The 12,801-nt window shown below is 64.1% G+C and carries 10 protein-coding genes; 7 read left to right on the top strand and 3 right to left on the bottom strand.

Going from position 1 to position 12,801, the window contains the following annotated elements:
• From QMZ05_RS10235 to QMZ05_RS10215, 5 genes are all read left to right on the top strand, one after another.
• Positions 1-1,280: peptide ABC transporter substrate-binding protein (locus QMZ05_RS10235; protein ID WP_353700651.1), on the top strand; the 1,280-nt coding region annotated here is incomplete at its 5' end.
• A gap of 243 nt (positions 1,281-1,523) precedes the next feature.
• Entirely contained in the window at positions 1,524-2,480 is a 957-nt protein-coding gene (locus QMZ05_RS10230) for an ABC transporter permease (RefSeq protein ID WP_353700650.1), read from the top strand.
• Positions 2,446-3,363: an ABC transporter permease gene (locus tag QMZ05_RS10225; protein ID WP_353700649.1), complete on the top strand. Its 918-nt coding sequence runs from the start codon at positions 2,446-2,448 to the stop codon at positions 3,361-3,363. Before QMZ05_RS10230 ends, QMZ05_RS10225 begins: the two co-directional genes overlap by 35 nt.
• Positions 3,360-4,340, top strand: a complete 981-nt coding sequence (locus tag QMZ05_RS10220; protein ID WP_353700655.1) for an ABC transporter ATP-binding protein — start codon at positions 3,360-3,362, stop codon at positions 4,338-4,340. Before QMZ05_RS10225 ends, QMZ05_RS10220 begins: the two co-directional genes overlap by 4 nt.
• Positions 4,337-5,305, top strand: a complete 969-nt coding sequence (locus tag QMZ05_RS10215) for a dipeptide ABC transporter ATP-binding protein (protein WP_353700648.1) — start codon at positions 4,337-4,339, stop codon at positions 5,303-5,305. The genes QMZ05_RS10220 and QMZ05_RS10215 overlap by 4 nt, the downstream gene beginning before the upstream one ends.
• Positions 5,306-5,504: 199 nt before the next feature.
• Here the strand turns inward: QMZ05_RS10215 and QMZ05_RS10210 are convergent, their stop codons facing one another.
• On the bottom strand, positions 5,505-6,473 hold the full coding sequence (locus QMZ05_RS10210) for a LysR family transcriptional regulator (RefSeq protein WP_353700647.1): 969 nt from the start codon (positions 6,471-6,473) through the stop codon (positions 5,505-5,507).
• A gap of 100 nt (positions 6,474-6,573) precedes the next feature.
• Between QMZ05_RS10210 and bla the strand changes: the two genes are divergently transcribed.
• The gene (gene bla, locus QMZ05_RS10205; protein WP_353700646.1) at positions 6,574-7,494 is read left to right on the top strand and encodes a class A beta-lactamase; all 921 of its coding nucleotides are present in this window, start codon (positions 6,574-6,576) and stop codon (positions 7,492-7,494) included.
• Between the two features lie 134 nt (positions 7,495-7,628).
• Positions 7,629-8,543 carry an ankyrin repeat domain-containing protein gene (locus tag QMZ05_RS10200; protein ID WP_353700645.1) on the top strand — a complete coding sequence of 305 codons (915 nt, stop codon included), beginning with the start codon at positions 7,629-7,631 and terminating at the stop codon, positions 8,541-8,543.
• Between the two features lie 1,236 nt (positions 8,544-9,779).
• Here QMZ05_RS10200 and QMZ05_RS10195 read toward each other — a convergent pair.
• Positions 9,780-10,346, bottom strand: coding sequence for a c-type cytochrome (locus QMZ05_RS10195; protein ID WP_353700644.1), 567 nt, complete (start codon positions 10,344-10,346; stop codon positions 9,780-9,782).
• A 239-nt stretch (positions 10,347-10,585) separates the two neighbouring features.
• Positions 10,586-12,295 (bottom strand): PQQ-binding-like beta-propeller repeat protein, encoded by a 1,710-nt coding sequence (locus QMZ05_RS10190; protein WP_353700643.1) that lies wholly within the window; start codon positions 12,293-12,295, stop codon positions 10,586-10,588.
• Positions 12,296-12,801: the final 506 nt, after the last annotated feature.

Raw genomic sequence — 12,801 nt, 5'->3', positions numbered from 1 at the left:
ACAGCGGCCTGACCGTCGAAAAGATCGACGATCTCACGATCCGCATCACTTTCAAGAAGCCGACGCCGTTCTGGGCCAATGCCTTTGTCGGGGCCTATGGCTGCATCATCCCAAAGCATCTGTTCGCAGATTACAAGGGCGGCAAGTCCCGCGAGGCGCCCAACAATCTGAAGCCCGTCGGCACCGGCCCGTACAAGTTCGTCGAGTTCAAGCCGGGCGATCTGATCCGCGGCGAGATCAACCCCGACTACCATATGGCCAACCGTCCATCCTTCGACACGATCGAGATGAAGGGGGGCGGCGATGCCGTCTCGGCCGCACGCGCGGTGATCCAGACCGGCGAATATGATTTCGCCTGGAACATCCAGGTCGAAGACGAAGTGCTGCTGCGCCTGGAAAAGGGCGGCAAGGGCAAGGCTCTGTTCGCGGTCGGCGGCGACATCGAGTTCATTGCGATCAACTTCACCGACCCCAACACCGAGGTCGACGGCGAGCGCTCGTCGATCAAGACCAAGCATCCGATCCTGTCGGATCCGAAGGTACGTCAGGCGCTGGCGCTGCTGGTCGACCGCGACTCCGTCAAGAAGGCGATCTACGGCCGCGCCGGCCGCACCACCGCCAACTATCTCAACGGCCCCGAGGAGTTCGTCTCCAAGAACACCAAATGGGAGTTCTCGGTCGAGAAGGCGAGCGCGCTGCTCGAGCAGGCCGGCTGGAAGCTGGGCTCCGACGGCATCCGCGAGAAGGACGGCAAGAAGCTGAAGCTGCTGTACCAGACCTCGATCAACGGGCCGCGGCAGAAGACCCAGGCCATCGTCAAGCAGGCCTGCCAGAAGGCCGGCATCGACGTCGAGCTGAAATCGGTGGTGGCCTCGGTGTTCTTCTCCTCCGACGTCGCCAACCCCGACACCTACGCCCACTTCTATGCCGACATCGAGATGTTCCAGATCCCGATGACGCAGCCCGATCCCGCTTTGCACATGCGCCGCTACCACTCGCGCAACATCGCCACCAAGGAGAACAAGTGGCAGGGGCCGAACTTCCCGCGCTGGGCCAACAAGGAATTCGATGCCGCGGTCGACGCGGCTGATACCGAGACCGATCCGATCAAGCGGGCGGACCTCTACATCAAGGGCAATGACCTGATGTGGCAGGACAATGTGATGATCCCCGTGATGCATCGGCTCGCGGTTGAAGCCTCCTCCAACACGCTGCGTCCCGCGCTCTCCGGCTGGGCCAACCAAACCGACAATCTGCAAGACTGGTATCGTGAAACTTGAGCCGTGAGGGGGCTCGAGATGTGCTCCTTCCTCCCCCCGTTCTTACGGGGAGAGGCTTGGGGTGAGGGGCTCCATCCGCAAATGGGTTGGAAGGTGAGTTCGCCTGAGAACCCCCTCACCCGGAATTCAAGCCGTGCTTGAATTCCAACCTCTCCCCGCACGCCGGGCGAGGTGAAGCTCGCCTTTCGATTGGAAGCAAGATCAACGTGCTCAAGGTGCGAGCGTTAGTTAGATGATCTCTCGATGAGTCAATATATCCTGCGCCGTCTGATGATCGCGATCCCGAGCCTGCTCGGAATCTCGCTCGTGCTGTTCGTCGTGCTGGCGCTCGCGCCCGGCGATCCGTTCAGCGAGCTCGCGACCAATCCGAACGTGCCACCCGAAGTGCAGGCCGCGCTGCGCGCCAAGTTCGGTCTCGATGACCCGATCTATCTCCGTTATCTGCACTGGCTCGCGGCAATGGTCCACGGCGACTGGGGCTTCTCGTTCGTCAGCCGGGTCGATGTCGACACCCTGATCCTGCAGCGGCTGCCGACCACGCTTTACGTGGTCGGCTCGTCGCAGCTGCTGGCGCTCCTGATCGCGATCCCGGTCGGCGTCTATGCCGCCACCCGGCCCTATTCGCTGTTCGACCAGCTCGCCAACACCTTCGCCTTCATCGGCTTCTCGCTGCCGACCTTCTTCACCGGCATCCTGTTCATCCTGGTGTTTTCGGTGAAGCTGGACTGGCTGCCCTTCGTCTACACCAGCGTACCGGGAAGCGGCATCCCCTGGCTGCTGGAGATGATCCGGCAGGCCATCATGCCGGTGATGGTGCTCGGCCTGTTCCAGGCGGCATCGATGACCCGCTTCGTGCGCTCGGCGATGCTCGACGTGATCCGGCTCGACTATGTCACCACCGCGCGCGCCAAGGGGCTCGGGCAGGCCAAGGTGATCGTCAAGCACGTGATGCGCAATGCGATGATCCCGGTGGTCACGCTGATCGCGCTGCAGATGCCCGCCGTGTTCGGCGGCGCCATCGTCACCGAGCAGATCTTCCGGATTCCCGGCATCGGCTCGCTGCTGATTTCCTCCATCCTCACCAATGATACGCCGGTCGTGATGGCCGTGACCTTCGTCTTCGCGTGTCTCGTGGTGCTGTTCAACCTGATCGCAGATGTCCTCTATGGCTGGCTTGACCCTCGCATCTCCTTCCGCTGAGCGGCGCGGCTATTCGCCCTGGCGCGAAACCTGGCGGCGCTACCGCCGGCACCGGCCGGCCGTGATCAGCGCAGTGCTGCTGCTGCTGCTGATCGCGGCCGTCGTGATCGGCCCGTTCATCTGGCGCGTCTCGATCAGCGACATCGACGTGGTGGCGGGCCTGCAGGGGCCCTCGCTGGCGCATCCGTTCGGCACCGACGATCTCGGCCAGGACCTACTCGCCCGCATGATTTATGGCGGGCGCATCTCGCTCGCGGTCGGCCTCGCCGCGATGCTGGTCTCGGTGTTCGTCGGCACGCTGATCGGCGCGCTGGCCGGCATGTCGCGCGGCGCGCTCGGCTATGCGCTGATGTGGCTGACCGACCTGTTCCTGTCGCTGCCGCAACTGCCGCTGCTCCTGATGCTCATCTACCTGTTCCGCGACGGGCTCAAGGCGATGTTCGGCCCGGAGGGCGGCATCTTCATCCTGATCGTGCTTGTCATCGGCGGCCTGCGCTGGATGCCGGTCGCCCGCCTGGTGCGCGCCCAGTTCCTCTCGCTGCGCGAGAAGGAATTCGTCGAGGCGGCGCGTGCGCTCGGCGCGAGCCCGGTGCGCCAGGTGGTGCGCCACATCCTGCCCAATGCGCTGGGACCCGTGATCATCGCCGGCACGATCGACGTCGCCGCGGCGATCATCGCCGAATCGACGCTGTCGTTCCTCGGCCTCGGCTTTCCGCCCGACACTCCGACCTGGGGCCGCATCCTCTATGACGCCAAGGACTTTCTCGACATCGGCCCGCATTGGGCGCTGTTTCCGGGCGGCGCGATCTTCATCGCGGTGGTCGCGATCAACTTCATCGGCGACGGGCTGCGCGACGCGCTCGACGCCCGCAAGGTGATCTGATGGCCTTGCTCGACATCAAGGGCCTGAAAACCCATTTCAGCACCGACGCCGGCGTGTTGCAGGCGGTCGATGGCGTCGACATCTCGATCAACCGGGGCGAGACACTGTGCGTGGTCGGCGAATCCGGCTGCGGCAAGACCGTCACCGCGATGTCGATCCTCAAGCTGATCGCGATGCCGCCGGGCAGGATCGTCGAAGGCGAGATCATGTTCGAGGGCCGCGATCTGGTGCCGCTGACCAGCCACCAGCTCGACGACATCAGGGCCAAGGAGATCGGCTTCATCTTCCAGGAGCCGATGACCTCGCTCAATCCGGTGCTGACGATCGGCGAGCAGATCGCCGAGAGCCTGCGCCGCCACGAGGCGGTGACCAAGAAGCAGGCGCTCGAGCGCACCATCGAGATGCTGAAGCTGGTGCAAATCCCCAATGCCGCGGGCCGCGTGCATCACTATCCGCATCAGTTCTCCGGCGGCATGCGCCAGCGCGTGATGATCGCGATGGCGCTGGCCTGCCGCCCCAAGCTTGTCATTGCCGACGAACCCACCACCGCGCTCGACGTCACCATCCAGGCGCAGATCCTCGACCTGCTTCAGGACATGAAGGAGCGCTTCGGCATGGCGGTGATGCTAATCACCCATGCCATGGGCGTGGTCGCCGAGACCGCGCAGCGCGTTGTCGTGATGTATGCCGGCAAGGTGGTGGAAGAGGCGCCGGTCGACGAATTGTTCGGCAACCCGCGCCATCCCTACACCCAGGGCCTGATCCGCTCGATCCCGCGCATCGACCTCGACGCCGAGCACAAGACGAGGCTGGAGGCGATCGGCGGCTCGGTGCCGATCCTGATCAACCCGCCACCCGGCTGCCGTTTTGCGCCCCGCTGCAAGCACGCCATGAGCATCTGCACCGAACGGGAGCCGCGCCTGCGCGAGATCGCACCCGGCCATCGCATGGCCTGCCACCTCGGAGACGCGTCATGAGCGAGCCGCTGCTGCGCGTCTCCAATCTGAAGAAGCACTTTCCGGTGCTGGGCGGACTGTTGTCGCGCGAGGTCGGCCAGGTCTATGCGGTCGACGGCGTGTCGTTTGCGGTCAACCGCGGCGAGACGCTGGGACTGGTCGGCGAATCCGGCTGCGGCAAGTCGACCACCGGCCGCTGCGTGCTGCGGCTGATCGAGCCGACCTCGGGCGAAATCGTGTTCGACGGCCAGAGCGTGACGGGCTTGGGCAGCGGCAATCTGCGCGCCATGCGTCGCAACATGCAGCTGGTGTTCCAGGACCCGTTCGCCTCGCTCAACCCGCGCATGACGGTCGGCGCGATCCTCGCCGAGCCCTTCATCATCCACAACCTCGCGACCTCGGCCAGCGAGCGCGAGGACCGCGTCGCGAGCCTCCTGGTCAAGGTCGGGCTGAAGGCCGAGCACATGCGGCGCTACCCGCATGAGTTCTCCGGCGGCCAGCGCCAGCGCATCGCGATCGCCCGCGCGCTCACCCTGGAGCCGAAGCTGATCGTGTGCGACGAGCCGGTCTCGGCGCTCGACGTCTCGATCCAGGCCCAGGTCATCAACCTGCTCGAAGATCTGCAGGCCGAGCTGAACTTGACCTATTTGTTCGTGGCCCACGATCTCTCCGTGGTCGAGCACATCTCCGACCGCGTCGCCGTGATGTATCTCGGCCGCATCGTCGAGCTCGCCAAGGCCAGCGACCTCTATCGCAACCCGCAGCACCCCTACACCAAGGCGCTGCTGTCGGCGGTGCCGGTCGCCGATCCCAAGGCAAAGCGCGACCGCATCCGCCTGAAGGGCGACGTGCCGAGCCCGATGAATCCGCCGAAGGGCTGCCACTTCCACACCCGCTGCCCGATCGCCGAAGAGCGCTGCCGGCAGGAGGCGCCGGAATTGCGCCAGGGCAGCAACGGGCATTCCGTGGCGTGCCATCTGGCGTAGGCCGCAGGCTGCTTCGACCTGCTCCGCTTACCTCTCGGTGCGCCGCAGACGTGCGGGGCCAAAATATCGAAAACAACCCCATGCAAAGGAGCTGACGGCTGCCGGCGTCCGACCGCGGCTTGACACGTCGGGCAAATGGGGATATATTTCTAATATCCAGAAATCGTATCAGCGCCCGCAGCAGCTTACGCCACATCCGCTAGCGACGGCGCTTCTTCGACGTGGACTTTACCGCCTTGCGCTTTGCCTTGACCTTTGCCCTTGGTCGCGGAGCCGATGCGCTCTTCTCGCTCTCATTTACCTCCGCCCGCAGCGTATCGAGCAGCCAGTCGCGGAAAGCGCGCATGCCCGGCGTGACCTCGCGCGACTTCAGCCAGGTCAGCCAGTACGACCCCGCCGGCACTTCGGCCGAGAACGGCCGCACCAGGCGGCCGGAGGTAAGCTCATTTGCAAACATCGCAATCGGCACCAACCCGACGCCGACGCCACGTGCCGCCGCCTCGGCCATACCAACCGAGCTGTCGAAGATCGGCCCCTGGATTTTCGGACACGGCGCGCCGGCCACCGCAAACCACAACGGCCATTCCTCGGCGCGGTAGGAGCGCAGCAAGAATTCCTGCGCGAGATCGGACGGCTTGCGCAGCCGGGCCGCAGCATCGGGGCAGCAGACCGGCGAGAGCGGCGCGGACAACAGATGGATCGCCTCGGTGCCGTGCCACGAGCCGTCTCCGAAGCGCAGCGCAAGATCGAGCCCGTCGCCCGCGATGTCGACGCGATTGTTGTTGGTGAGCAGCCGCAGGTCGATATAGGGATGCGCGCGCTTGAAGCGGTCGACCCGTTGCAGCAGCCACCCGGTCGCAAACGTCGTGACGGAGCCGACGGTGACGACCTCGCGCGTGCCCTTGGCCTCGATCCGGTCAATCGCGGCACCGATCCGATCGAACGTGTCCGACAGCACCGGCAGCAGCGCCAGCCCTTCGTCGGTGAGCACCAGCCCGCGCGGCAGGCGGCGGAACAGGCTCGCGCCCAGCAGCTCCTCGAGCTGCTTGACCTGATGGCTGATCGCGGTCTGCGTCACGCGCAGCTCCATCCCCGCGCGGGTGAAGCTCAAGAGCCGCGCGGAAGCCTCGAAGGCGCGCAACGCGTTCAACGGGAGATGCCGACGCATGGCGTCATGACCAAGTTTTTCTCATGCCTCGTTGTATAAATGATTGTTTGTGCGCCGTCACGCCGCCCGGCAGGTTCGCGCCGCCAACGGGAGATTCGACATGCTGACGAGACGGATATTTGGATTGCGCGCGCTGGGCCTTGCGGTGTCCTGCGCCACCCTGCCGCGGCAAAGCGCCGCGGCGGGACAGAGTGCGGCGGCAGGAGCAAGCGAGCCGGCGCAGCGGCTGCAGCAGGAATTTGCGCGCATCGAGCTCGCGACCAGCGGCCGGCTCGGCGTCGCCGCGCTCGACATGGAGACGGGATTGCGCGCGAGCCAACGCGGCGACGAGCGGTTCCCGATGTGCAGCACCTTCAAGGCGATGCTGTCAGCTGCCGTGCTGCACCGGGTCGATCGCGGCGAATCCAGCCTTGATCAGCGGATGCAAGTCGAGGCCAAGGATATCTTGGCCTACGCGCCCGTCGCCAAGCAACACGTCGGGTCGAGCATGACGCTGGCCGAACTCTGCGAGGCCGCGATCACGCTCAGCGACAATACCGCGGCCAACCTGCTGCTGCGTGAGATCGGCGGGCCTGCCGGCTTGACCAGCTTCTTCCGCACCATCGGCGACAATGTCAGCCGGCTCGATCGCTGGGAGGTCGCTCTGAATGAAGCCGTGCCCGGCGATCCGCGCGACACCACCAGCCCGGTGGCGATGCTGAAGAATCTGCAGCGCGTGGTGCTCGGCGATGTCCTGCAGGCCAATTCGCGCCAGGAGCTGGTGGACTGGATGGTCGCCAACAAGACCGGCGACGCCAGGCTGCGCGCCGGCGTGCCGCGCGACTGGCGGGTCGGCGACAAGACCGGCACCGGCGAGCGCGGCACCTACAACGATATCGGCGTGTTCTGGCCGCCCGGCCGCAAGCCGATCGTGGTGACGGTCTACCTGACCGGGGCAAGTGCGCCGATGGAGAAGTGCAACGAGGTGATCGCCAACGTCGCGCGCGCCGTTGCGAATGCGAGCACCGGGCAGACCGGCTAGAGCGGCACGACGACCCCGCGCGGCGCAAGATCGCCGCGCGGCTTTACATCGCTGCGCGGCTTGGCAGCAACCAAGGATCATGCGACGCTCGACCCGGATGGCGATGCGCCCAGCAGCCATCCGGAGGACACGTCTTGTATCGCCGCATCGCCCTCGCCGCGCTGCTTGTTGCCGGCCACGTCCACGCTGGCTTTGCTGCGGCCGACCCGGCGCGGTGCCGCGAGCTGATCCGCAAATATGAAACCGACAAGGCCCAGCTCGGCGCGATCGAGATCTCGCTGACCCTGTTCGCGGCCGCCAATGCCGATTGCATCAACCTGGCCACCGAGTTGCTCGACGGCGGTGCCTCGGTCGACGCGCGGGACCGGCTCGGCGCACGGCCGCTGAGCCACGCCGCCCGCTCCGGCCATCTCGACATGGTCGACCTGCTGCTGGCACGCGGCGCACCGGTCGATGCGCGCAACCTCGCGGGATCGACCGCGCTGTATTTTGCCGCCGAGCGCGGCCATGTCGCGATCGTGCAGCGCCTGATCGACCGCGGCGCCGACGTCAATCTCACCGGACGCAGCGGCGCTTCCCCGGTCGCGGCCGCCGCCTATGCCGGCCGGGACATGGTGGTGCGGATGCTGCTCGCGCACGGCGCCGACGGCGGCAAGGCCGACGACACCGGCAAGCCCCCGGTCGTGTATGCGGCGGCCGGCGGCCAGCTCGGCATCGTCAAGCAGCTGCTCGCGCGCGACATCGACATCAATGCGCGCTACGCCAAAGACCTCACTCTCCTGATGTGGGCAGCCGGACCGGACGAAACCGTGCCGGAGGCGCAGGCGCTCGAGGTCGTCTCGTATCTCCTGGACGCCGGCACCAGGGTCGACGAGCGCGACGCGCGCGGCCGCACCGCGCTGATGATCGCCGCCGAAGGCAACCATCCTGCCATTGCCAAGGCGCTGCTGGCCCACGGCGCCGACGCCGCGCTGGCCGACAAGGCGGGCAAGCACGCCGCTGATCTCACCATCCTGTCAGCGCTGCGCGCGGAGCTGACGCCGCGCTGAGACAGCTTACGAACCAGGACACGTAGTCATAAATCGTTCGCGATGTCCGCTTTGCTCCGATACCGACCGCCTTTGTGCAACCGCGGCAAATGCCGAAATGGGGCCAATAGACGACATCGCCATCCATTTCTAATGTGAAAGATGCTGCCCACTGAGGCGGCCTAAAGCGTGGATAAGGCCTTCAATGTCGTCGGAAGCCGCGTCGACCCGAGCCTAAAATGACTGCGAATAACAACCACCCGACTATCTCGCCAATGGCGAGATAGAATCCATCGGTCGCAATCATCAAGAGAAACATCAATATCCCGATAAAAACGAGAGTGACGCGTCCAGCGATTTCCCACCCGCGTGGGTACAACAGGTCTTGAACTTTTCTTTCGTCGCTCATGGCCTGTTCGCTTCACCGCGCGATACGAGTTTCCGCAAGAGCGGTCCCTCGTGTAATCGGCCAAACCCTACTCAGGTCAGTGGGACGTCCGCTTATTGAGGATGAGTGGTCGCGAGCGATCCCAACCATTGCATTGTGCAATCGTAAGTTGGCTGTGAACAATGCTAACGCTGCAGCGGTCGCGACCCTCGACGGCGAAAAACCATCCGTCATGTCCGTATTCTGTCCTTCTCAATAGAAGATGAAGATGCCCATTTTTGTATGAGAATTTTCCTCCAGAACCCAAAGCCTCGGACCCACCGTAATGTGTGGTCTCGACTACTCCATCTCTTTTGAAACAGATCGCGTCGCCGAACAACGCCATCCTTCGACCTGGTGGAGCATCCGGATACGCCACCCCTTCGTGAAGATTGTCCCAACAGCCGTATATGCCTTCTTCAGCATAAGCCCCGTCATAGAATGCAAATGCCAGGAGAACGACAAGCATGGATCGTAGCATAAGAGCCCTCATACACGCCCGCAGGCTATCACGGGAGCCAAGGCCAAAGCACAACCTCCGGAAAATGTGAACCTCGCCCCAATCGACCCGCCGCAACATCGGCGTGCTCAAGCCGAACGGCAAATCGGTTCAAAAAGCCATGGGTGTTTATGTCCGCGTTGGGTCATTCTCGACGGTTTCGGCTGAGTTTGTCGGTTGATTGATGTCGGCTTCCGTCCAAAAGCACCGAAGCTAGGACCGGGCCAGCAGCGCTGCGTTCGGCCAGAGCCCCGTGATGGCTATGGCTGCGTCCAAATGAGTTCGCTCCCTGGCTGCACTGCTCCTTGCCCGCAGGACAAGACTTCGCGCCTCAAAGCCCAGCCAGATAGTCCACCAGCGCGGCGAGGTCGTCGGGCGAGGTCGCCAGCATCAGGTCGGACATGCCGGGATTGTTGCCGCGCGCGCGGGTGCGGAAATCGGCGATGGTTTTCGCGAGGTAGTCGCGTCCCATCCCGGCGAGCCGCGGCACCGTGCCGTCGCCCTGGAAGCGATCGAGATGGCAGGCCGGGCAGCCGACCGATGCGCTGGCACTGAGCGCCTTCGCCGCGACGTCCTTGGGCGCGCGGGGTTGGCCGAGGTCTGGCCATGGCTTCTGCGAAAAATATTCCGCGATCGCCAGCATGTCGTCGCGCTCGAACTGCGTTGCGATCGGCTGCATGATCTCGCTCTTGCGGTCGCCGCGCTTGAAATCGCGGAGCTGGACGTAGAGATAGCCGGCCTGCTGGCCCCAGATTGTCGGAATGGTCTTGTCGACCGGCTTGCCGTCGGCGCCGTGGCAACCGGCGCAGACCGCAACCTTGTCCTCGATCGTCTCCGCGCGGGCCTGTGCTGCAAGCAACAGCAGCGCGGTGGCGCAAATCATCAGATTACCGACCATGAGTTGATTCCGAAGCGCTATGTCTCCCGTCATTGCGAGGAACTCGCGACAGAATTGCAAGGCAATTTTGCGCTGAAGCGACGAAGCAATCCATGCCTCCGCTTGCGCGGCTCGATGGATTGTTTCGCTTCGCTCGCAATGACGCGGGCTGATCTCTCATCCGAAGAAACAGAAGCGGGACCGAACGGGTCCCGCCTCGCCGTCAATGTTTGCACGCGCGATGATGCATCCGCCTCGGCTCAGTCGAGCGTGAAGGCGATGATGTTGTTGCCGCGCTTGTAGTCGAGCTGGGTGTTGCCACCGGCGCCGACCACGACATACTGCTTGCCGCCGACCATGTAGCTCGACGGCGGCGCATTGACGCCGGCGCCGGCCCGGAAGCTCCACAGCTCCTTGCCGTTCGACGAATTGTAGGCCGCGAACTTGCCGTTGCCTTCGCCGGTGAACACCAGCCCGCCGGCCGTGGCGAGGATGCCGCCGATCATCGGCTCGGGCGTCGTGACCTGCCACGTGATCTTGCCGGTGTTGTAGTTCACCGCGGTGATGTTGCCCGACTGCTTCTCGCTCGGGATCACCTTGAAGGCTCCGCCCAGCCACAGCTTGCCGTTCGGATAGGCCGAGCTTTCGACGTGATAGGTCATCGGCTGGTGCAGGTTGATGGCATAGGCCAGCGACTGTCCCGGGTCGGTCGCGATCGGTGACCATTCGACGCCGCCATTGGCGCCCGGCAGCATGCGCGCGCCTTCCTTGGTCGGCAGCACCCACATGTTCTCCTGCGGCACCATCGCCTCGGAGAAGCGGATCAGGCTGCAGTCCTTGCGATCGTGCACATAGATGTGCCCGGTCTTGCCGGCATGAATGACGCCGGGAATGGTCTTGCCGCCCTTGTCCTTGACGTCGACCAGCACCGTCGGGCTGACCGCGTCGAGATCCCACACGTCATGGGCGATGTACTGGAAGTGGCAGACATACTTGCCGGTGTCGAGATCGAGCGACACCATCGAGTTGGTGTAGAGGTTGTCGCCGGGCCGGTTCGAGCCGTCGAGGTCGGGCGACGGATTGCCGACGACGAAGTAGATCCGGTTGGTCGCGAGATCGACCGACGGGTTCTGCCACACGCCGCCGCCGAGCTTGGCATAGGGATCGCCGATCTTGGCGAGCATGTCCTTCTCGGCCTGGATGTTGCGATGCATGTCGCGGCCGGTGGCGTCCTTGGTCGCCCAGACGCCGACCGAGTTCTCCGGAATGGTGTTGAAATTCCAGAGCTGCTTGCCGGTCTTGGCGTCATAGGCGCGGACGAAGCCGCGGATGCCGTATTCGCCGCCATTGGTTCCGATCAAGACCTTGTCCTTGACCACGGTCGGCGCCATCGTCTCGCTGTAGCCGAGCTCGGGATCGGCGATGTTGGTGGTCCACACCACCTCGCCGGTCTTGGCATTCAGCGCCATCAGCTTGGAATCCAGCGTCGCCAGATAGACCCGGTCGCCGAGCACCTGGACGCCGCGATTGTTGGGACCGCAGCAATAGACCGTGATCGGGCCCATCTTGTGGGCATAGTGCCAGAGCTGCTGGCCGGTCTTGGCGTCGAGCGCATAGACGTGGCTGAACGACGTCGTGACATACATCACGCCGTCGACGACGATCGGCGATGTCTCGAGCGACTCCTTGACGTCGGTCTGGAAGATCCAGGCGACGTGCAGGTTCTTCACATTGTCGCGGCTGATCTGCTTGCCCGGATAAAACCGCGTCTGGGCGTAATTGCCGTTGGTGAGCAGGAAGTCCTTCGCGTTCTTGTCGGCGGCGTTGAGCTGCTCCTGGGTCACCGGCGGGACATTGGCGTTGCCGAGGACCGACTGCTTCTCCTGCTTGACTTCCTGTGCGATGGCGGCGCCGGACAACAGGCCAACGCCGACAGCTGCGGCAAATGCCGCAAGCCCTTTCACATGCATGATTTCCCCCGTTATTTCTTGGTTGGAATATTAGGGACGGTGTTCGCTACTTCGCCTCCGAGGCCTGGTCGCCATAGCGAGCGCACATCGTTGCGTGATCCGGTTGCGCTGCAATAGATAATCAAAAAGACAACGACAGGTATCGATGGATGGGTTCCATGTTAGCGCTGTCCTTCACAAAGACAATCGATGCGCTCAATGCGAAGCCGGCACAGCGTGCATTCGTGCGGGCGAAACGCGACGATGCCGGGCAAGCATCAACCCAAGCGATATCGGTCACTTGCAGTGCCTGCGCACGCATCGCCTGACGAATTCTCCTTCGCACGCGCAGCACGCAAAATGAGACTACGCGTCAAGCGACGGCATCGCGCGGGGAGCCGCGCCGGCTGAGGCCATTGCTCTGCGCCGGCGCGATCGCCTACTCCCAGGACCAGGCCGAGAAATCATTCTCGAACTGCGGGACTTCCTTCCACACGCCCTTCAGCTTCTTGCTGGCGATCGTGATG

This window comes from Bradyrhizobium sp. INPA03-11B (genome assembly GCF_040446015.1).
In the GTDB taxonomy this organism is placed as follows: domain Bacteria; phylum Pseudomonadota; class Alphaproteobacteria; order Rhizobiales; family Xanthobacteraceae; genus Bradyrhizobium; species Bradyrhizobium macuxiense_A.
Note: the sequence above shows the minus strand (reverse complement) of the source record. Positions and strands in the feature narration are given on the sequence as shown.